Source organism: Methanobrevibacter sp. (assembly GCF_045644645.1).
GTDB lineage: Archaea > Methanobacteriota > Methanobacteria > Methanobacteriales > Methanobacteriaceae > Methanocatella.
Map to the genome: position 1 here is coordinate 1 of NZ_JAZRHE010000126.1, position 22611 is coordinate 22611.

General features: G+C 37.6%; 17 protein-coding genes and 1 tRNA gene. 7 read left to right on the forward strand and 11 right to left on the reverse strand.

Annotated elements, in window-relative coordinates; genetic code table 11:
- Positions 1-70: 70 nt before the first annotated feature.
- Entirely contained in the window at positions 71-1381 is a 1311-nt protein-coding gene (locus ACKI4K_RS07050; RefSeq protein WP_407423630.1) for a prephenate dehydrogenase, read from the reverse strand.
- 62 nt (positions 1382-1443) lie between these two features.
- Between ACKI4K_RS07050 and ACKI4K_RS07055 the strand changes: the two genes are divergently transcribed.
- The 3 genes from ACKI4K_RS07055 to ACKI4K_RS07065 all read left to right on the forward strand — a co-directional run bounded on the left by ACKI4K_RS07055 (position 1444) and on the right by ACKI4K_RS07065 (position 4608).
- Positions 1444-2505 (forward strand): mRNA surveillance protein pelota, encoded by a 1062-nt coding sequence (locus ACKI4K_RS07055; protein ID WP_407423632.1) that lies wholly within the window; start codon positions 1444-1446, stop codon positions 2503-2505.
- Between the two features lie 84 nt (positions 2506-2589).
- Positions 2590-3552, forward strand: a complete 963-nt coding sequence (locus ACKI4K_RS07060; protein ID WP_407423634.1) for a cell wall biosynthesis protein — start codon at positions 2590-2592, stop codon at positions 3550-3552.
- Between the two features lie 6 nt (positions 3553-3558).
- Positions 3559-4608: a glycosyltransferase gene (locus ACKI4K_RS07065; protein WP_407423636.1), complete on the forward strand. Its 1050-nt coding sequence runs from the start codon at positions 3559-3561 to the stop codon at positions 4606-4608.
- Positions 4609-4616: 8 nt separating this feature from the next.
- Here the strand turns inward: ACKI4K_RS07065 and ACKI4K_RS07070 are convergent, their stop codons facing one another.
- Positions 4617-5918 (reverse strand): FAD-dependent oxidoreductase, encoded by a 1302-nt coding sequence (locus tag ACKI4K_RS07070; protein WP_407423638.1) that lies wholly within the window; start codon positions 5916-5918, stop codon positions 4617-4619.
- A gap of 77 nt (positions 5919-5995) precedes the next feature.
- Between ACKI4K_RS07070 and ACKI4K_RS07075 the strand changes: the two genes are divergently transcribed.
- Entirely contained in the window at positions 5996-6283 is a 288-nt protein-coding gene (locus ACKI4K_RS07075; protein WP_407423640.1) for a HypC/HybG/HupF family hydrogenase formation chaperone, read from the forward strand.
- On the opposite strand, the gene ACKI4K_RS07080 is transcribed toward ACKI4K_RS07075, so the two are convergent.
- The 9 genes from ACKI4K_RS07080 to ACKI4K_RS07120 form a co-directional block, all read right to left on the reverse strand.
- Positions 6277-6792, reverse strand: a complete 516-nt coding sequence (locus ACKI4K_RS07080) for an amino acid-binding protein (protein ID WP_407423642.1) — start codon at positions 6790-6792, stop codon at positions 6277-6279. The genes ACKI4K_RS07075 and ACKI4K_RS07080 overlap by 7 nt on opposite strands.
- A gap of 321 nt (positions 6793-7113) precedes the next feature.
- Positions 7114-10458: a C1 family peptidase gene (locus ACKI4K_RS07085; protein WP_407423644.1), complete on the reverse strand. Its 3345-nt coding sequence runs from the start codon at positions 10456-10458 to the stop codon at positions 7114-7116.
- Positions 10459-10982: 524 nt separating this feature from the next.
- Positions 10983-16238 carry an Ig-like domain repeat protein gene (locus tag ACKI4K_RS07090; RefSeq protein WP_407423646.1) on the reverse strand — a complete coding sequence of 1752 codons (5256 nt, stop codon included), beginning with the start codon at positions 16236-16238 and terminating at the stop codon, positions 10983-10985.
- A gap of 422 nt (positions 16239-16660) precedes the next feature.
- Positions 16661-16735 (reverse strand) — tRNA-Ile (locus ACKI4K_RS07095).
- A 117-nt stretch (positions 16736-16852) separates the two neighbouring features.
- Entirely contained in the window at positions 16853-17137 is a 285-nt protein-coding gene (locus ACKI4K_RS07100; protein WP_407423648.1) for an iron-sulfur cluster assembly protein, read from the reverse strand.
- An 88-nt stretch (positions 17138-17225) separates the two neighbouring features.
- Entirely contained in the window at positions 17226-18134 is a 909-nt protein-coding gene (locus tag ACKI4K_RS07105; RefSeq protein ID WP_407423650.1) for a DUF5591 domain-containing protein, read from the reverse strand.
- Between the two features lies 1 nt (position 18135).
- A complete protein-coding gene (locus ACKI4K_RS07110; protein ID WP_407423652.1) occupies positions 18136-18627 on the reverse strand; it encodes a TIGR00295 family protein in 492 nt (163 codons plus the stop codon).
- Positions 18628-18633: 6 nt separating this feature from the next.
- The gene (tfe, locus tag ACKI4K_RS07115) at positions 18634-19140 is read right to left on the reverse strand and encodes a transcription factor E (RefSeq protein ID WP_407423680.1); all 507 of its coding nucleotides are present in this window, start codon (positions 19138-19140) and stop codon (positions 18634-18636) included.
- Positions 19141-19451: 311 nt separating this feature from the next.
- Positions 19452-20315: a coenzyme F420-0:L-glutamate ligase gene (locus ACKI4K_RS07120; RefSeq protein WP_407423654.1), complete on the reverse strand. Its 864-nt coding sequence runs from the start codon at positions 20313-20315 to the stop codon at positions 19452-19454.
- A gap of 82 nt (positions 20316-20397) precedes the next feature.
- Between ACKI4K_RS07120 and ACKI4K_RS07125 the strand changes: the two genes are divergently transcribed.
- The 3 genes from ACKI4K_RS07125 (at position 20398) to ACKI4K_RS07135 (ending at position 22543) form a co-directional block, all read left to right on the forward strand.
- Positions 20398-20970: a pyruvate kinase alpha/beta domain-containing protein gene (locus tag ACKI4K_RS07125; protein ID WP_407423656.1), complete on the forward strand. Its 573-nt coding sequence runs from the start codon at positions 20398-20400 to the stop codon at positions 20968-20970.
- A 123-nt stretch (positions 20971-21093) separates the two neighbouring features.
- Positions 21094-22230 (forward strand): cell division protein FtsZ, encoded by a 1137-nt coding sequence (ftsZ, locus tag ACKI4K_RS07130; RefSeq protein WP_407423658.1) that lies wholly within the window; start codon positions 21094-21096, stop codon positions 22228-22230.
- A gap of 133 nt (positions 22231-22363) precedes the next feature.
- Complete coding sequence (locus ACKI4K_RS07135; RefSeq protein WP_407423660.1) at positions 22364-22543, forward strand: protein translocase SEC61 complex subunit gamma; 180 nt, start codon at positions 22364-22366, stop codon at positions 22541-22543.
- Positions 22544-22611: the final 68 nt, after the last annotated feature.

Here is a 22611-nt window from a genome sequence, read left to right on the forward strand (position 1 = left end):
AGTTATATTTGAATTGAAAATTTAATTACTTTATGACACTTTAACATTTGTTCGTATCATTTAAAACAAGTCATCTGATAATTCCGCCGAATCCTGTGAACAGTTCTCTGACCTTTTCAATATCTTCCTTGTATAATGCTGTCACTTCGAAGGTCAGGCTTATAAACTTGTCATCGATTTGAGGGCCGGTATATCCGTCAGTCAATTTGATGTCAATGAGATTCGCAATGTTCATGACGGTATTCTCTATTGTTTCAACATGGACATTCTTTGGAAATACGCAGCTGATGGATTCGGTTTTTTTATTCAAATTCTCCAGTTTCCAGTGGTAAAGTTCTCCCGGAAGCAAAATCCGGATGTTTGCTATACGGAGCTTTTTGGTTTTATTCCCGTCTTTCAGTACGGCGGTCTTGCCATCAATGCTTTCAAGGATTCCGACATGGATTTTCCCTGAATAGATATGTTTAAGGCCAACTTCCTGACCTAACTGTTCATTCAAATAAGTGTATTCGTAACTTAAAGCGCTGATTGCCTTATCACTTCTACCCAATGCGTTTTTAATGTCGCCCATATGCTTTGTTGATTTATTGGCTATTTCAACAAATGCCTCGTCATCCCCGCTGTTGATGACGTCCCTTAGCTCAAGCACAGCATCTGCGAATGTATTCCTGATGTGGGGGCCGTTGTTGTTCATTGACTGTATGTTATATGTTAGGTAGGGGTTTTGAGCAACAATACGTGCAATCAAATCAATCATCAGATTATAAATCGGACTTTCATAATCTTCGGTTTCGGATATGTCCACTTTCAGTTTTTCAATTGCTGAAGCGGTTGAGATAAATGAGAAATGGGTTAAGACCTGGACAATGCTCATCATATAATCATGTTTTTCGGCGGTGGTTTCGATTATCCTCATGTTCTTGCTATCCAGATAGTTGTAGACCCTGTCATACCACTCGCCCTTCCTGTCTGGTGTGAGCACGATGACCTGATTGTCCAGCCTTGTGGTCCTCGGACCGAAGATGGGGTGGGTCGGAATATATTCCACATCATCGCCCAGCACCTCGGCCATTGTTCTGGAAGGACCCTCCTTAACGGAGGTCACATCAATCATAAGGCTTCCTTCTTTCATAAATGGCGCCACTTCACGAATGACGTCTTCGGTGGATTGTATCGGAACGGAAATTATTAATATGTCGCTGATATTTGCCAATTCTTCATTTGACTCGATATAATCTACATCAGCTTTACCGGCAACATCCATGCCTTTTTTGTGATCCCTTCCACTTATAAACACATCAAAATCGTCTCTCAAATAGTAAACTAGTGTTTTTCCCAAACCGTTACTACCACCAATTATTCCAACATTCATTTCAATCATTAATAACTTTAAATTATAAGCTATATATATAATTATTATTGACAAAATTAGATTGTGTAAATATGAAAATAGTAAACCAAAATACAAAGGAAGGGATAATTGAAGTGGTTCCGCAGACGTTGGATGATTTATGGCATTTATCCCATATTGTCGAAGTTGGAGACAATGCCTCCTCCAAGACAACACGCCGCATACAGGACAATACCGGCGACAAACTAAGAAGCGATCGGGGAGTTAAAAAGACTTTTTATTTAGGTTTGGATATTGAAAACATCAGTTTTCATCTGTTTACGGGAAAATTAAGATTGACCGGTGTCATTACGGGGGGTCCCGAAGACTTAATACCATTGGGTTCCCACCACACTCTAGAAGTCAAACTCAACACGCCGATCACCATCAAAAAGGAAAGATGGCCAAAGTGGGCAATCAAAAGACTCAACCAAGCCATCGACGCTTCTAAAAAACTGTCCGCATTGATAGTGGTTCTGGAAGATGATACCGCAACTCTTGGCTTAATGAGACAATTCGGCATAGAATATTACGGACCAATCAGGGGAAATGTTTCTGGCAAAAGGGTCCTTGATAAAAACAGGCAGAAGAACATTGTCCAATTCTATGAAAAAGTCATAGAATCAATCGAAAAATTCGATGACATTCAAAACATTATCATTGCAGGACCGGGCTTTGTGAAAAATGATTTTTATGACTACATCAAGGAAAAACATAAGGGCCTGGCCAAAATCGCAGTTATTGAAAGCACTGGTTCTGGTGGGAGGGTCGGAATAAGTGAAGTTCTAAAAAAGGGCACTGTTGAAAAGCTGACTTCCGAAAATAGGGTGGCCCTGGAAATGAGGGCCATTGACAATCTCCTTTCAGAAATAGGCAGGAATTCATCTAAAATCGCTTATGGATTAAAGGAAACCACCGATGCAATCAATTTGGGTGCGGTCAGTCAACTCTTAATCCTGGACACCGAAGTGGCCGGTGAAAACATGGGCAATCTGATGGACATGGTTGAAAACATGAAAGGGGAAGTGCTGGTAATCAGCAGCGAACATGAAGGCGGCAAACAATTGGAAAGCTTGGGTGGAATGGCTGCCATTTTAAGGTATGAAATCGGCTGATTTTTCAAGCCAGTTATAAAATTTATATAGAATGAAGAATTAAATCATATTATAAATTAATTTTTGAGATACTAGTTGATATTTATGATGTATTCGTCGATAATTAGTGCATTGTTGTTTGTTTTTATCCTATCTGCAGTAGGAACTGTAATTCTGAATATTATTTTCAGTTTCTTTGGGAAAAGGGGTTATATGGGCAATCTGTATCCCAATGTCCGTGGGGGAATTCCTAGGGCCATTGGTCTGGTCCCGTTTATAATCATATCATTTTACCTGCTGCCTAAATTCAATAATCTAGTACTGATAATAGGAATCTTTGCTTTCATTGACGATATTATGGGAAGAAGGAAATGTGTTCCATTGGGTATCGAATGGGGCCAGCTTTCAAGGGGAATCGGAATCATATTTGTAATGGTTGTAGGAATCCTGGAAGGCCTGGGCTTTTCTTCCATCCTCATTGCCTTTCTGGTTCAACCGCTCAACATCTCAGACATGCAACCGGGGTCAACCTGTATTGTAACTATTATCATGTCAATATTGACAGTTCTTGTCATGCTGATAGTCAGTTCCCCACCGACAGGAGAGCTATTGGCCATCTACACACCATTACTAATCCTATCAGTCTGTCTGGGTTACTGCCCTCTTGATTTCATGGGAAAAATCATGTTGGGGGAAGTTGGAAACCACACTTTCGGTGTTGCACTGGGCATAGCATTCTTTTTAATAGGGGGATTCTGGTGGTTGCTTTTATTCTCAATAATTACCGTTGCATTGATAGCATTCGTAAGACGCAATACATTAAGGATATTCTTTAGCCAACGCATGGGATTGGTCAATCCGGTGTTCGGCGATTATTTCATGGACGTTCTGACCGGAGGGGGTCTAGGAGATTTGCTCAGGAAACTCATCCTTAAGGACAAGCAATACTCAGTTGAAAATCCTTGGCTGATAATATTGGGCTTTAGAAGATTGTTATATAATCCTTATGCAAGGCAAAGGGGCAGATATGTTCCAAGAGAAAAACAACCCTCAAGATTGAGGAGGTAAACTTTAATGAAAGCATTATTGGTTGTCACCGGCAGGGGATTGGGTGGAGACGCATCAATCGCCCTGAATGTAATAAATGCACTTGAAAAAAGAGGAGTGCAGTGCGAGATTGCCTTGGATGAATCCGCACCGGGAATCCTATTCAAGAAGCACGGATACTCATGGCATAAGATATCCATTCCACAGGCCGGCGGCCATGCAGCCACCCAGGCATCCGCCGTAAAGGGCGCTTTGAAATTGGTCACCGCAACTTTCAAGGCCAGAAGCTTAATCAGAAAAATCGATGCTGATTTTGTTATAGGCGTTTTGGGCGGAGGAGCAATTGTCGGATCGTTGGGTGCAAAGTTTGCTTTCAGAAAAGCATTTTCATTAATTTCAACACCTTTGGATTCAAAGGTATGCCCTAAATTAAACGAATGCTTCATATTGCCAGACTTGGATAAGTTTAAATGGGATGTGCTTCCCAAAAACACCGATAAATCTTTCTATCCGTTATCTGATGACATGTCCAAAGGCGATGCCGAATCCGGTCTTTTGAAATTAAAGGAATATTCAGATTTTGATGAAAATAAAAAAACCATAGTGTTCTCTTCAGGTTCATCAATTTTCAAAGGCATGATTGACGGGGTCTGCAAGGTGGCGGATTTTACGGATGAATACAATCTGGTCCTGATAGGTCTTCCTTTGGAGGATGAATATTTGGATGAAATAAACAAAAGAGATATTATCTATGCGGGATATGTGGATTGGGTAAACCATCTATTCAAGTTTGCCGATTTGGCCGTATTGACTGATGATGGGGTATCAATTCAGGAAGCCTTAACAAGCAATACTCCAATCGTCGCCTTAACCCATGTCAAATGGGGAAGATATCAGAACATGGCAGGAGTATTTAAGGGAGCTATTGTGGAATCCTCGGTGGCCGATACAGTTAGCAGCGTTCAATATGCATTTGAAAATTATGACTCCTTAAGCGAAAACACTTCAAAATATGCCAAGCTATGCCTCGAAGCAAGTGATGTTTTAGCGGATAAGATGCTAAAAGAAGTGAAATAGTGGCAAGGTCATAACCACATATTCTTTATTATTTTATAATTTGAATCTGTAGACGGATGAACTTCCAAAAAGTCTCCGTAGTCATCCAGATTATAACCCTCTCTCATCAAGTAGGACAGATATGCAACGTCACTTGGGGATGATGGGGATATTTCATTGATTCTGTTGATTTTATTGTTTTTTGCATCGAATTCCACTTCAGTGTATCCTGTATCTCCAGTCAATATGTTCCAAAAGGAGTGGGGTCCTGCAATTCCAGGTATTCCGATTGTTGATTTGTCCTCATCGTTGCATGTGCTGTTTTCATCTTCAACAAAACTGACTTCCATGTTCAGGCTTAACGTTTGAGGAATGCAGCTGTAGCTTACCTTATTTGGGTAGCCGGCCATATTTCTTGCAGCTGTGATGCCTTCCATTCTTGCTACTGGAGTAAGCTGCCATCCTCCGGTGACATCCCCTGCAGCATATACATTGCTGCGGTTTGTCTGCATCATTTCATTGACTTTAATTGTTTTATCTTGATTCAGTTCAACGAAGCCTTCGGCAATTTCACTGTTAGGTGTTCTTCCGGTCGCAAAAAATGGAGTTCCTTCCAGTTCTTCATTCTTGTCTGTGATTACCCGATCTTTTGAAATTTCACTCACTTCGGTATCTTCATAGATGCTGATGTCCTGAAGGATATGTTTTAAAACATATTTTTTTGCATTCTCTCCGATTTCTTTTAGGAATTTGCTTCTTGCAATGACGTTAACTTCACTTCCAAGAGTGGAGTAGATATTAGCTATTTCACAGGCGATTATCCCTCCTCCGATAATATTCAACTTTTCAGGAACATCATCGATTTTTAGGATGTCCTTGTTTGTAAGGCCATATTCGCTTCCCTTGACATCCGGAATGAATGGGCGTGCTCCGGTTGCAATTAACAGATTATCGTAATTATAACTTTCATTATTCACTTTAACTGAATCGCCTTCAATGCTGGCTTCTCCATAGATGATGGTGTTTCCAACAAGTTCATTTTCCATCTGATTCAGTTCTCTAAGCTTTTCCTGTGTTTCGATAATCTTTTCAACTATCTTTTTATAGGAAATGTCAAGCTGACTTTTGATGAAACCGTGATTGTTGAACCTATTGTTTGAGTCAATGAATTTTGTAATGTCGGTCAATGCGCAAATGACCATGCATCCTTCGTTTAAACAGGTTCCTGCTATATGATTTTTTTCAATTAAAATAACTTCTTCATCAAGTTTTCCAAGCTGCAGGGAAGCTAATCTTCCGGCAGGCCCTGATCCAATAACAATATTCTTCATAAAAACACCGATTTAGATAATTTTATATAATACTATGTATTAATTATTTTATATATTATTATTTTGGAGAGGGAAAAATGTGTATTGCAGCTCCGGCTCAAATTGTTGAGATAGATAGAGAGGAAAATATGTTGTTCGCCGACTTTGGCGGAGCAAGGCAAAAAGCCAAAATGGATTTATTGCCTGATGTAGAAATTGGGGATTATGTTCTAATCCATGCAGGTTATGCAATTGAAAAATTAAGTGAAGAAGCTGCTAAAGAATCTTTAGAAGCTTGGGAAGAACTTTTGGAAGTTCTTGAAGAAGAAGATAGGGAAATGGAAAAAGCAAGGATGGCCCATTTAGAGAGTTTGGAAAATCAATAAATTGACACTCTTGTTATTCCTTTTATTTTTAAGAATTCGTTTATTAAGTCACCACTTACTGGTTTTTCAGTAATTATGGTTAATGATGGAGTTTTTTGAAGCTCAGTATCTTCGGCGTAGGCTTGCCTTATGCCAATTCCATTTTTTGATATTAAATTTGTTGTTGCAGCCAGTATGCCTTCGCTTTCAGATCCGACTTCTATTTCCACAACGCCTAGTTCCAGGTTTTTTGCAATGTTTTTAAGCAGGGTTCCGGCAGGGATTATATTGCTGAAAAGATTGTACAATTCTTCGTCTTCCCTGATAATGGAAATGGTTGATTTTATCACTCTTCTGTCAACGTCTGCTGCGGTAGCAAGTGCCTTGTCGCTTATTTTCAGATTGCCACAGTAGATTTTGCCATCTTCATTCAAGGACAGTCCAAGTTCAATCATTTTTTCAGCGACTCTCATACGGGCAGGGTACTTTCTGAATTTTTGGTTAATTTTTTCCCACATAAATATCATCATTCCAACTTTTTGTACATTCCTGTTATATTATGTTGAAGATGATATATAAAATTAGTTGTTTTGAACGGGGGAGTCCTGTTTTAAACAATAAGAATGGTGAAATTTTGATTTTGCATATGTACCTGACAAAAGAAATACATGGTGGCGAAAAGAAGCATGAATATCTGAAGTTTTCCATGCAGCGAAACAGCATCAGAAATCAAAAAGTATCAAGATAGTTAAGTGGTGCTGCAATAATAATGGTGGAAAGAAATGATTAAAAAATTGAAGTAAAATAATGGGTAATTTCACATTAAAAAAATAAAATAAAGAAGATTCATGTTAGAATCTTCTTATGGTGGCAATTCCAATTGTCATCAACATCAATAGTAACGCGAATATTGGGTTACCTGTTGTTTTAAGTGTTTCTTTGGCAGCTGGTATAGTATTGTCTACTGTTTTGTTTTCGTGTTTTGTGCTGTTATCTTTTACAATATTGGATTTGATTGTTATTGTTTTTGTAGTGGATGTTTCCTGATATGCGTTATCTCCTTTGAATTTGATTGTTATTGTCTGCAGTCCTGTTTTTGATGTTTTAAGTGTTACTGTCGCCTTTCCGTTTTTGTCGGTTTTTGCAGTTTGCTCTTTTCCATCGAATATGAACAGTATTTCCCTGTTTTCTATTGGTTTTCCGTTGTTGTCTTTTAGGATTGCAGTATATGTGTATCCGTTTGACATTTCTTTGCTATTAGTTTCCTTGCTTTGAGCGTAAATGCCGGTTTTTTGTTTTTTCAATGTGATTGTTGCATTCTGGTTTGTTTCGCGATAGTCATTGTCTCCTTCAAAGGTCATTTCGACATTGTAGTTTCCTTCAGCGTTGGCTTTTAGTGTTGCTGTTGCCTGTCCATTTTCATCAGTTGTCACGGTCTGGGTTTTGCCGTTGAATGAAACCTTCACTTCCTTATTTGCCAGTGCAGTTCCATTTTCATCCTTGAGGATGAACTGATAATCATAGCCGTAGATTGCATCATTAACGCCAATAGTCCTATCGGGAGCAATTAAAGTTGTATTGTGTCTGTCATCGGCAACAGTATATACTTTCAAAATAGATATCATCTCTTCATTATATGCATCTTTCCAATTTACACCATCCTCAGATATAAATGAAAGATTTTCCCTATAATGCACTCTCACAAGGCTAATTTCTATTGCTGGAATAGTATTTGAAGTTATTTTTGCTTTGAATATATCCCCTTTTTTAATAGGTATGTAATCATTTAATTTGATTGTGTGGTAACCGAGATAGGGTGATACACCTGTTTGAGTTAATTTTAATTCATCATTTACAAAAATCTCAACAGTATAATCAACATCACTCTGATTGAAATAGGTTCCAACAGCAGCAATCAAATCATCATCTATTGCTTCAAACACATTCATATAACTTGCAGTTCCGTTACTTGGTAAAAAATCACCTCTCCAGTCCATATTATATTGATAGTTTTTATTGTATGGTTCTGTATTCTCAATTATTATTGCAACAGCATAACCCTCCAAAGCATTATGAATATTTGGCAAGAATGATTTATCATAATATGAGAGATAGAGATAACCATTATCACACCATTCAGATCCCCAGCTGTTTTTCACAATCCATGCACCATCGCCGGGTGGGGTGACTAAAAACTTTTCTTTTGGGAAATTATCATCCCATCCCACAATGGTGACTTCGTGATCTGGAGTCATATCTCTATCAAGATATTGCGCATATGTGTCCTCATTGAAATAAATGCTTCCACGTGTGGATGAAAAATAATTCACATCTAGAGAACCGTATTTCATGATTGCCAATTTAAGTTGCGTGCCGTTAGGGACTTCATTGTTAGGTATGAACATTACATCCTGAACATGGATATTCTGTTCTGTTATGATTATTGGTGAAATTTTGCCCATTTCATCATATGGGTCCTCATCCTCACTAAACGCTCCAAGCCAACTCAATAAATAACTTGAAGAAACCGTATTGGGTCCCCCGGCATCTGTGGCTAAATCGCCATAAATTGAATACATTGACATGGTATTTTGCATGTTGATTTCTGAAAGGTCAGTTGTGATGCCTGCAGCTTTTAACAATGCAGATTCTAAAGCACCTATCATTCCAAATGTCCAGCATGTATCTCCCCATCCTTGATTTCTAACTGGTGAAACCCATCCCCAGTCACGCAAATCAAATCTAGATGGAATGTTTGTAACATTAATTGTGTTGTTGAGCAATGTTAACTGTAGACCCTCTCCAACCACTATTGTTTTAAAGTAGGTGTTGTTGGTTGAGATATTATCATTGTTAATAAAAACATTGCTTTTGTCTATATTAGATTCCCTGTCAAAAAACGTGTAAATAGGGTTTGTATTGTTTTCAAATAATGAATCCTTAATTTGGTATACTTGTGCATCATATAGACTGATTGCACTGCCGGCACCTGCTTGGTTATTGAAAAATTTAGAGTCATATATATTTAACTCCGTCAAAGAATCACCATATATTGCACCGCCATAAGTCGGATAACCTTCAATCAATTCAACAGCGTTTGAATCAAAAGCACAATTAAAGATTTCACATAATCCCCTTGAAATATAAACTGATCCTCCGTTATAAGTTGCATGAGTGTTCATGAACTCTGAATTGTTTAGCAATAAATATCCTGCCAGTTGAAGTACTGCTCCACCAAATCCAGAAGATGTATCCCTAAATACAGTATCAATTATTGCCATATTACCTCCCGAGTGTTCACTCCCAAAAGCGGCATAAATGGCACCTCCATTTTTAGAGGAGGAGGTGTTTATGAATTCACAATTTTTAACTTGTAACGTAGTATTAGATTTGGCACCTATTGCACCTGCAGTAATATTGGCTTTTAAATTAATAAATCGAGAATTAATTATTGAAAATACAGACTGTTCAAGATAGACTGCTGGAGCATAGGAAGAGGTACTGTTAATGAAAGTGACATTCTCTACATAAACTGTGGAACTAAAAAAAGCCGCAATTTGAGAATACTTATTGAATATTTTTGAACTCAAATTGGAATTGTAAAGATTTAACATACAATATTTTTCAACATATATTGATGAAGCCACTTCAGCATAATTATCAGTAAATCTGGAATTATCACAGTCAAGGGAGGCATTGCCGTAGAGTCCTATTGCCCCACCTTCTTTGGTTGCATAGTTGTTGATGAAAGTAACATTGTTTAACTTCAATGTTCCAGTAGAATATATTGCTCCGCCTTTATCAGCATTACCGTTGATTAAGATTAAATTGTTTAAAGTAACGTTGTTCCCGGTAATGTTGAATATTCTTGACTGGTTATTTCCATCAATTGTACGGCCATTACCGTTAAGGATGAAATTATCCCTACTAATTAAAATTCCGGCACTGTTGTCTGTTCCATTGTTGAATTTGTAATCCATTTCAACATCCAGAACATTCCCTGAACCATTAATATCCTTTTCCAGGTCATTGAAAGAACCTGTTTCGGTAGCAGCATAAATATTTGTTTGTCCAATTTCCAAAGCATCACTGTCCTCAGATGCGATTTCTTCACAAAGAGTGTCAGTTGCACTGGCCGCACCAGTCATCATAATAGCCAAGATTAAACCAGCTATCAAAACAAATTTGAATTTCATGTTATCACTAATTAAACTATTAATATGATATTTATTTGAAGCAATTCATATACATTTACAGGACATGTGAAAAATAACCTGGAAAAAAATAAAGGTTAAGAGACTTGGCATGTCTCTTAATAAATGATTATTTTTGATGTTGTGGTAGTTGTGGAGTAGAACCTGCTGTCGGCGAATTTTGCGACAACACTGAATATGCCCAAATTGTTTATGTCAATGGTGGATGTTGCAATTCGTTGTTATCTGTTGTTGCAAACGTATGTTTTTTCCGTTGATTGCTATGGTGATTTTAGCGCCGTAAACCGGATTTTCTGATGCAGATTATAGAGTTGCAGTACTTCCTTGTTTCTGTCAGTTACCTTATATGCAATGGTTGGTACTGTTATCTTTGATGATTTTTGTTATGCTTGTTTTCTGATAGCATCTGTCACCTGCGAATTTGATTGTCACTTTTTGTGTTCCTGCTAGGTCATTGTTACATTGGGAAGTAATGTTTAAAAAATAAAATAAAGAAGATTCGTTTGCTAGAATCTTCTTATGGTGGTAATTCCAATTGTCATTAATGTTAGTAATAATGCAAATATTGGATTACCGGTTGCTTTAAGCATTTCTTTATCTGTTGTTTTAATTACTTTTTTATTTGGTGTAGCATTGTCTGCTGTTTTGTTTTCGTGTTTTGTGCCTTTATCCTTCACAACAACATCGGATTTACCATGTATTGGATCGTATTTATCGTCTCCTGAGTAATTGGCGGTAATTTCGTATTTGCCTGGAGCCAATCCTGGAATATTGAAGGTGGCTTTCCCGTTTTCAACAGCCGCTGTGTAGCTCTTGCCGTCAACAGTGACAGTGACGGTTCCGGTTGCATCGTCAGGGAGTGTGACGATAATGGTTGTGGTGCCGTCTGAATCAGCATTTGCATTGATGGTCATGTCTGCTTTGATTTTGTTGACTGTGAATGTTGCTGTAGCTTCTGCAGGGTTGTATTTTCCATCTCCTGAGTAATAGATTTCAGCAGTTTTTTCGCCTGCGGTCAGGTCAGGTATGGTTATGCTTGCAGTTCCGTTTTCAACAGTTGCTGTGTAGTTTTTGCTGTCAACAGTAATGGTGACTGTTCCTGTTGCATCGTCCGGCAGTGTTACTGTGATTGTTTCATCATCACCTATATTAATGTCGCTTGCATCAGTATTTATGGTGGCATTTAGGGTGTTGACTTTGAATTCGCTGGATAAGAAGATGCTTTCGATGTTGTCGTCACCGATATAAACGGCAGTTACTGGGTATGTGCCTGAATTTAGGTTATCTAACTGCAGGGTAGCTTTATATTCGGAGTCTGAAGCAGCATTCAATGTAGCGGCCAATAAGTGTTTTGTTGTGCCGTCTAGGTCAAGTATCACGCTCATATTGTCGACTGTGACATTTACTGATCCGTAAATGTCGCTGGTTACGGTTATGACTGCGGCTTCACCACAATCAACATCTGAAACATTTAAAGTGACGTTTGGAACGAATTTTGTAATATAGACGCTGGCTGTTGTGGAATTGGATTTATGATTCAAATCACCAGAGTATGTGGCAGTGAGGATATATTCTCCTGCATTCAAGATGCCTGCATTGAACTCACCGAAAACGTTTTCAACGATTACTGTAGTTGAATAATCCCCAATAGTTACATTATACTCGCCATCAACACTAGAATAAACGACACCAACAACATCCTGAAGATAAACAGTGGTAGGTACATAAACAGAGAGCATAGTGTCAGCTTTATCAACACTGAAAACAGCATTTTTAGAAATGCTATTGTAGTTTTTGTTGTTGAATGTTGCGTTGGCACAGTATGAACCCGCATTCAAAGCAATGGAATTGTTTCCAATGCCGTTATTGACTGTGATATTATAGACTGTTCCATTAATGTCCACTGGATAAACACCATCAACATCAGCAGAAACATTAATTGTTATGTTTTCCCCGTAAGTGACATTGTCAGCAGTGACTACAACATTATTTAACGCCTTATTAACATTAAATACTGCATTCCTAATCTTTGGCACATAATTATCATCATTGAATGAAGTATTAGCATAGTATGAACCCGCATTCAAAGAAATAGACTTGTTTCCAACACCATTGCCGACGGTAATATTATAGACTGTTCCATTGACATCAACAGCATAAACACCATCAACATCAGCAGAAACTTCAATAATTGTGCTTTCTCCATAAGTAACATTGTCTGCAGTGATTACAATATTGTTTGTTGCTTTATTGATTGTGAAAAATGCAATGTCGCTGGCAGGAATAAAGTCCCCATCTCCTGAATAATCAGCAGTAATCACATAAGATCCTGCAGGCAGGACATGCAGGGTTAAATTTTTGCCTACAGGCAGCACACCAAGTAAAGTACCGTCACCCAATAAATAGGTGATGTTGCCTGTTGCACCATCATTTATTGTGTGGGTTACGGTTACACTTTCGCCATAAGTAATTTCGCTGACGTTAACTTCAATTTCAAACAATGTTCCTGAAGCGTTCACAACAAATTTTGTCCTGTTTGAAACCGGATTATAATTGTCATCATTAAGGGAAACAATGGCTTCATAAGATCCAGCATCCAATGTACCTATGTTAAAGTAACATACGCCATCCTTAACAACAATAACCTCTTTGTAATCACCAATTGTTAAATTATACTTGCCATCTCTGCTTGCATGGACAACACCCTCAACATCCTGAGGATAAACCTCATCCAAGACAGTAATGTTCAACTCAACATCCGCTTTATAAACACTGAAAACAGCATTTTTGTAAGTGGTGTTGTAGTTTTTATTGTTGAATGTTGCATTAGCGTAATATGAACCTGCATTCAATGCGATGGCCCTATTTCCAACACCATTATTTACAGTGACATTATAGATTGTTCCATTTACATCAACAGCGTAAACACCATCAACATCGGCAGAAATGGAAATTACTGTGTCTTCACCATAAGTAACGTTAGTCGCACTAACGGTGGCTTTGTTTTTTGCGGGATTAATTTTAATTGTTATGGAATCATCTGCATGGTAATAATTGGTGTCACCTGAGTATGTTGCATCAATCAGATATGAACCTGCATCTAATAATTTTAAGCTGTCGTTAACTGATAAGTTAGCGTACTTTTTCTTATTCAATGAATATGAGATGTTTCCTGTTGCATCAGATGGCAATATGTGGGAAACTAAAACTACATCCCCATAGGAAAACTCATTGGAACTCACATTCAAATTAAACAAGGGTGTTGCCTTAGAAACATTAAATGATGCTTCACTACAAGACAATTCCACATAATCCTCAGATGTAGCGAATATTGTATGAGTCTTGTATTCTCCTGCGTTCAGCTTGACCTGTTTAGTGCAGCTTCCATTGGTGACTTCCATCTCAATTACCAAATCATTGATGCTCACATTATATAAACCGTCATAGTCTGCTTTTAGAGTGATTGTTGTTGCGTTTCCGTAAACTACATTATCTGCGGTAATATTGGCAGAAACATTTCCTATTATCTTAAATGGTCTGGTTTCGTTACTTGCAAGATACCAGCTTGCTTCGGGATTAATAACTGTTACGGAATAGGAACCAACAGGCAAAAAATCCGCCAAGAAATAAAATTCATCTTCAAAATAATATATGTCGCCCCGTCGAACAATGTCACCTTCACCATTCATAATAACATAATATGGAGAATCAATGGGATCAGGAAGGGGAATAATCGCACACAAACCACGTATTCCATTGCCATTCTTAATACTAAAACTTTTAATAGTAATATAACTTGGAGGTTTATTGCTTGCTGTGAGATTTAAAGTTACATTTTGATGGTCAAGCTCTCCAACAATTATTGTATTTTCTTTAGTAATAAGTACATCTGCAGTCATATTATTATCTTTCAAATTGGTAAAGTTTGCATTTCCATAGAAGTGTACAGGGGAGTGCAAAAAGACGTAGTTTTTTGCATAGTAATCATAGAAATAAACAGTTACTTCATAATTATTTCCAATAAAATAATGAGCTCCCTCTTCTAATATTTTTATGCCAATTTTCAAATAATTTTGAGGAACATAACTATCATCATCTCCACTAAAAGAATGATGTTCTGTTAATTGATTTTTAAAATGAGGATTATTTGTTCCAAACCAGCAAGGGTCAATTAAAAGATAAGAACCACTATTATATATGATCTGGCCAGTAGCTGCATGATTGTCAACGAATGTACAATAAGATGCGCTCAACTGAGCACTTGAGGAATCCACATAAATTGCACCACCACAAGCTGCATTATTTCTTTCGAATCTGCAATTATCGAATTCAGGAAGACAATCATTTTCAATGTAAATTGCTCCACCATAGTGAGCGTTATTATTAATTAACACTGAATAGCGAACCCCTCCTCGATTAATAGTTTTTGCATATATTGCTCCACCCTTACCATCTGCATGATTATTTTCAAATGTGCAATACTGGAATTTGGGATCACATTTGCTGTTAATATAAATCGCGCCGCCGTCACCTGAACTCGCTCCATTGTTGGTGAATACAGAGTTGGAAACTTCTTCATTAATAGTGTCAGCATATACTGCACCAGCCATCTTTGCAGAATTATCATCGAAACAGCTATTTTTTATTTTTATTTCCCTATCAGCATATATTGCTCCACCCTGATTTACGGCATAATTACTCTTAAAGGTGCACTGGTCAACACTAACCAATCCTTTTGAGCGAATTGCACCACCAAAATTTCTAACCAAGTCATTCCCTGCATTATTTTTTTCAAATGTAGAATTGAAAATATTGCAGTTTCCTTCACAATAAATGGCACCGCCATCAGTTTTGGCCTTATTTTCCTTGAATGAAGAATTGAAAATATTACAGTTTCCTTCACAATAAATGGCACCGCCATATGATACCATAGATGTTATTTCATTATTCCCAAATGTAGAATTCACAATTGTGAGTTCCTCTTTACAATATATGGCGCCACCGTATTGTGCAAGATGTCCATTGAATGAGGAACTTTTAATATTACACTTTCCTTCACAATATATGGCAGCACCCCCTCCATTTGCATTATTATTATTGAATGAACAATTGAAAATATTACAGTTTCCCATACAATATATGGCACCACCATGATCATATACATATATTAATTCTGCCCAACCAGCATTCGCTTTATTATTTTCAAATGTGCAATTTTCAAAAGTTAATACTGTTCTAGCATAATCATTCCTTATGGCTCCACCATTACCATGATCCACTCCAGTCAGACCATTTACAAATTTAATATTTTTAAAAACAACTGATTTTCCATCTGCCTCTATAATAATTATACGTCCATCTTTACAAGCATCTAAGTAATGATTATTACCATTGATTGTTATGCTTTTTGAAATGTGAATGGCATGTCCTCCGCTAGCTACATAATAATCATAATCTAAGGATAATTCGCCTCCTTCTGGAGTATCATCAACTAACTTTTGCAAATCTTTAAATGCAAGACCGAGTACCGTATTTTCATCATCACTAACAGCCAATTTATTTTGGCCGTCCTCTTCATCCGCGCCAACAACATCATCTAATGTGTCATTGCCTGCATGAACAGCTACATCGCTGACAATGTCTCCATTGGACGTGTCAGTACTTGCCTGAACAGTAATATTATCAGCATCGCTTGCGCCAACGCCGGCAATTGACAATAAAACTAGTAGCAGGCACAAAATTAAAAATTTTCTTTTCCCCATCATATCATCTTTATACAGTTTTATATGAGTAAGTGTTTCTCAATAATCTTAATTAATATTTTCTGATTTATTCTGGCTTTGGCTTTAAAAAGTTCATGAAATTCATCAGTTTGATATATGAACAACTATCATGAGTATAGTAAAATGAGTGTTTCCATATGGAAAAAGGTTTTTGATTTTGAAAAAAATAAAATTTCAAGAGATTAATATAAATTAGGACAAAAATCGTAAGGTTATATTCTTCCGACTCCATTTGTTCATATGGATCTTGCCCGACTGACTGATATTCAAGTCCCCGCTTAATACAGTAATTAACTTAAAAATAAAGAAAAAATCCCACACCCAAACAGGTGAAATCCAAATCACGCAAGCTTTTGAAAATAGGCAGAAAATTGTTGAAATCAAATAAAATCAGTTAAAAGTAGGCTAGATGGGATTCGAACCCATGACCTCCCGGTTATCAGCCGAGCGCGCTAACCAAGCTGTGCCACTAGCCTATAAAAAAAATCGATATGACAGTTAACTGTCAACATTAATATGTATATTAATAGCTATATATAATCTTTTTGGTTTTTGCCCCGATTATATATAGAATTAAATAAGATTTAAAAAAATCATCTGTTAATCATTTCGTTAATGGAGTCAGCCATGGCATGTCCTTCAACGATAATTTTTGCTTTTTCAATACCTTCAACGTTTTCAGCCCTGATTTTAGCATCAGCAGCGATACGAGTGATACTCATACATCCTGGGTTGGTAGGTTTAAGTATAATTTCAGCTTGATCACCATCTACGGTGATGTCTTGTACAATGCCCATTTCTATGATGCTTATTCCCATATGAGGGTCATTTATCACATAAATGGCGTCTTTAATATCATTTACTAAATCTTCTGACATCAGTTAGTCTCCCGTTTTTTGTTGTATTTTATAATTATTACAGTATGGTGTTTATATATCTTTTGTTGGTGCATGATGAAATAAGATTTCATTTTACCCTGTGCTTGATTTTAACACCAATGCCGTTACCGCATTCCTCCATTTCACGACCGGTCATTATTGCCCTGCCCACTCCGACAACCTCGTCATCCTTAACGACGACAACCTCGTCATTCGGAATGATGCTGTGGTCTGCCTTTTGGATTCCAGGGGCGAATACTGTGTTGGTCTCCAGGTCAAAGTCGATATCAACCGTATGGATTCCCAAATCCTTCAGGATTTCCCCGCCAGGCAAATTCAATCTGAATAATCCATGGTCCTTGTTGAGCAGCGCCAGCTGCTTTCCATTCGAAAGAATTCTTTTGTGATACATTCCTTTGGTTTTAACATTGTCCGGAATAAAGTCATATGCATCTTCACCGAATTGATACATTGCAATGGACCTCAGTTCATGCAAGGTCTTTTCCCGCCTGTTTACTCTTTGGTGGTTTTTAAGCTCCATTCTTAAGTTATAAAGGGAGTCCGGTGAAGTGGGCCTTCCATCCTCACAAACGTTAACGAATTCATCGACATGCTGCCGGCAGCACTCGAGGTAACCTCCGCTGAGATTGGCTATCACTGTTTTGCCCTCGGTGTACTTCCTGATTAGTTTTCCGCTTTCATCAATCTCATCCTGCGACCATGAGCCGGTGGTGCTCACGTCATAGGACTGAATGGGGAAGGTGTTTTCAAGCTCCCTCGGACAGATTCCAAAGGGGGAAGTGACTATAAGCTCCTGAAAGGACCTTGTAATCTTTCTGAACTTCTGATGGGACTTTGAATTGGAATATGGCTTTTTCATACTGCACGGCAGTAAAACGACTGTGTCTCCAAGGGGTTTCATCATTTCCATTCTCTGTCTCCATCTCACCGCCTCTGGACGGTACAGTGACTCTTCGCTTGAACATATTACCTTCATGTTATTCCTCAAAAGCTTTAATCAATTCATTATCCAGCTCAATCAGTCTTTCGATATTGTCTTGGCTGTCTTCAATTCTCCTTTTCCATTTCGCAATGACAAAGTCAATGTCCACTTCTTCGCTACCGCTGATCAGATTGTCCGCATGGGCCACAATTTTCTCTTCAAGGGTTTCCGGCAAATATGACTTCACTGGAAGGCCCAGCTTTTCAGCCTCTTTTTCGGTAATTCCGGCACCGATATGCCTTTCTATGATATTCAGGACATCCTCGCCGTAACCGTATTTCCGGGCAATCCCCACCCCTTCGATTGCATGTGTTATGCCGTGTGTTCTTGACCTTCCGATGTCATGCAATAGGGCGCCCTTTCTAATAAGGTCTTTATCTGCATCGTCAAAATTAGCGGCTAGTTTCATAGCTTTTTTGCAAACGGCTATTGAATGTTCTATAACGTTTTCAGGAGTGTTCTCCTTTTCAAGCAATTCAATTTCCATCTTATCCTATTGTTCAATCTTTTCAGTAAATGAATCCAAATCGCTTTTTGTCACGTCGATGGCTGATTTGATTTGCTCAATAACTTCAGAATTATCCTGGAATTCTAGTTCTTCACCGCATTCGCATAAAAATTCTTCGTCTGAAGCCTCATCGAATGTGCATCTGATATGGCCGTAGGGACATACAAAAAACATGTTGTTTTCTTCCTTGTCCAGTTCCTCATTAAGGGCATTCAGGTCCTTTTCACATTCCTCCCTGACCTGTTTGATCAGCTCTTCCTTTTCAAATTTCCAGGAATATGTGAACCATTGAGTTTCAGGGTCTTTGCTTCTTTTGTAATTTGCAATCTTCAAGTCGTAAAGTTTGTATAATATCTTTCTAACAACATTTAGTTTAATGCCGGTCTCTTTGGCAATTTCTTCATCGGTGTCGGTTCCGTTTATCAATGAGTTTATGATTGGAATTATTGTTTCCTCCACTGTTTTTTTAATGTCGTCTGCAATGAATTGGATTTCTTCAGGAGGAAGCTCTAATAATCGTATGAGATTATCGATTCCATCAGGGGTTTCTTCATCAGGATATGTTTCTTTAAATCTTTTTTTAAGCATTTCTTCATGTTCTTTTTCAACGATTTTTGATAATAATTTTTTAACTAATGGATTGTTTAACATTTGATTTCCCCTAATATCTCATTATCATATTTCATCTAAAAATGAAGATCTAAAAAATAAACTAAAAATTATGATAATACTTTAAAATTAATGTTAAGTTTTATCTTTTTTATTATAAAAATATAACTAATTTTAAAGTCATTTTTACAAAACTAATGATTTTTTCTGATTATTACCGCAGGGGTGTGTGTTATCGAATCCAATGCTTCAACTGTAACCTCGTCAATTTCAGTACCCAAGACAGATTTGACGCTATGGATGGTTTTCATCTCTGTCGAAAGGGATTTCTGATAATCCTCGGCAATGTTTGCCATCTTCAATCCGGTCTCAACACTTATTTTTTCACTGCATCCTAAGGGTGTCGATCCCATATTTTCGGAGAGCTGTCCTTTGAAATATCCGAAAAAGCCTTTATCCGCTTCAATTCCATCAATGGCTATTGGAAGGCCTGTGAAGTATTTGCCGTTTTTCATGTATGTCGCATCGGTATCGATTATCAAAACATAAATGTCCTTTCCAATTTCCTTTTTAATTTCTTTTGCAACCTTTTCGGGATTTTCCGGAAGCAGGGAAACGAATGTTCCAGGGGCATTGCTCAAATCGATTCCCGCTTCGGAAGCGGGTTTCAGTGCATGATTCAATCCGTATAGCTGAAGGACAACTTCCTTATGGGCTTTGGTTTCCTCGGGAAGCTTTCTGAGGTTTTTGATGGTCCTTTCCTTAATTCCCAAAAGGGGTCCCAAAACGTATCCCCAAAGGTATTTGCTCCATACTGTTGTCAAAAGTTTGGCGGTCAGTGACGGGGTATATTCGGATTCGTCGACCAGCCTGTTTTGAGACACTGAAATGGGAGTTTCGGCTATCACCAGCCAGTCCCCATCCTCCATAAGTTCCCTTGCAGGCATTATGATTTGATTCAAATCCTCATTTGGCTTTATGTAGCCTGTCTCGATTGGGATTACAATGTAGTCTCCGTTGATGACATGCTTTATATTTTTTACTTCATCGCTTCTCATAAAAATCTTTTTAAAACTAGTTGTTTATATATAATATTAGTTATTTAGATTTATTTAACTTATAATTTTGGAGGTTGTATATATGGCAAGAAAATTCATAACATATTTTGATGAAGAGGGCAATGATTATACCGATGAGTTGATTTCAGCTGTCAGCGACAAGTTGGACAAATGCGAAGACATCAAGCACATTGTTATCGCTTCCGCATCCGGAAAATCCGCATTAAAGCTAGCTAAAGCTGTTGGTGATAAAGTTAAAATAATCAATGTCACCCATAACTGCGGGTTTAGCGGGCCCAACCAGTCCGATATAAGCGAGGACATGATTGGGAAGTTAGAGGAAATGGGCATTGTAACCTATTTTGGCCTGCATGCATTCAGTGGTGCTGCAAGAGGGGTCACTAACAAATACGGAGGTTATTCCCCGTTGGATATTGTTGCAGACACCCTTAGGATGTTTTCTCATGGTATTAAGGTATCCGCAGAAATTTCAATAATGGCTGCCGATGCCGGTTTAATCCCTGTCGGTGAAGAGATCATAGCCATTGGCGGAAGGGGGCATGGTGTTGACACTGCAGTTATTTTGACTCCGGTCAATTCCAAAAACTTGTTTGATATGGAGTTCCATGAAATCATTGCAATGCCAAGGGATTAACTTATATATTATGAGAATATAAAATATTCTTTTCATATTTTTAAAAAGAGTTGCATTTAAATATTAGTTACAATAGAAATATTTAACAATTAATTTTAATAGCAGAGTATGTGGGGTTAATTTGTGAAATTTATAGATGATGCAATCAAAGAATCCGAACAAAGAATGGAAGAGAAAACACCAAATAAACTCGCTTCAGATATCGATGAAGAGCTTACAACCATAATGGATGGTGTTAAAACTAAAATTTTCGTTGTTGGTGCCGGTGGAGCAGGTAACAACACCATTTCAAGATTAAATGAGATGGGTATTGAAGGGGCAACAACCATTGCCGTCAATACTGATGCTCAAGATTTATTTTACAGCCAATCCAGTAAGAAAATATTATTGGGTAGACAAACTTCAAAAGGATTGGGTGCAGGTGGAGAACCATCTGTAGGTGAAGAATGTGCTGAAGAAAGTGAAGATGAAATTAGAGAGGAATTGATGGGCGCAGACATGGTATTCATTACATGCGGTCTCGGTGGAGGAACCGGTACAGGTTCAGCCCCAATCATTTCTAAACTATCTAAGAAATTAGGCGCATTGACCGTTGCTGTTGCAACCTTACCATTTTCTGCTGAAGGTATCAGAAGAAGGGAAAATGCAGAACAGGGTTTGGAAAAACTTCGGGAAGCTGCAGATACCGTAATCATCATACCTAACGACAAATTGCTGGAAGTTGCACCAAACTTGCCTTTAAACAAGGCTTTCATGGTTTCCGATGAAATATTGGGTAGGGCTGTTAAAGGAATTACGGAATTGATTACCAAAAGGGGTCTCATCAGTCTGGACTTCGCAGACATTAGGAGCATCATGAGCGGTTCCGGAATGGCTATGATTGGTATGGGCGAATCTGATTCTGGAGACAGAGCTTTAGAATCTGTACACGAAGCATTGAGTAGCCCATTATTGGATATTGACATTTCAAATGCTACTGCGGCTTTGGTTAACATAACCGGTAGTTCCGATTTAACATTGCATGAAGCTGAGAAAATCGTCCAGGTTGTTGCCGATAAACTGGATCCTGAAGCCAACATTATTTGGGGTACTCAAATTGATGAAAGTCTTCAAAATATGGTTAGAACCACTGTGGTTGTTTCAGGAATTAACGCGGATTACGATTCAGCTAACGAACCTGAAATTGAATATGCTGAAGAAAAAGTTGAATCCGAATCAGCTAAAGATCAATTAGACGATTTCATTGATGGAATTTTCTAATTTTATCTTTTTATTTTTTTCTTAAAATGCAAACATTTATTAATGTTTAAAATATAAATTATTTTATTACTATTATTTTATTATAATTCATTAAACTATGATTTCATAGTTTTTTTAATTTTGGGTATTTAAAATGAATGTGCAAGAAAGTTTTAATAAATTTGTTAAAGACAGTAAAAGAGTATTGAAAGTATCAAAAAAACCAGATAGGCAGGAATATCTAGAGCTTGCCAAAGTTACATCAATTGGTGTTGTCATAGTTGGTGCAATTGGTTTTGTTATATTTTTACTTGGATCATTAATTGGTTTATAAAACCATAAACCATTTTTTTAATCCCATTAAATTATAATAGAATTTTGTAATAATTTTGTATCTTTTTG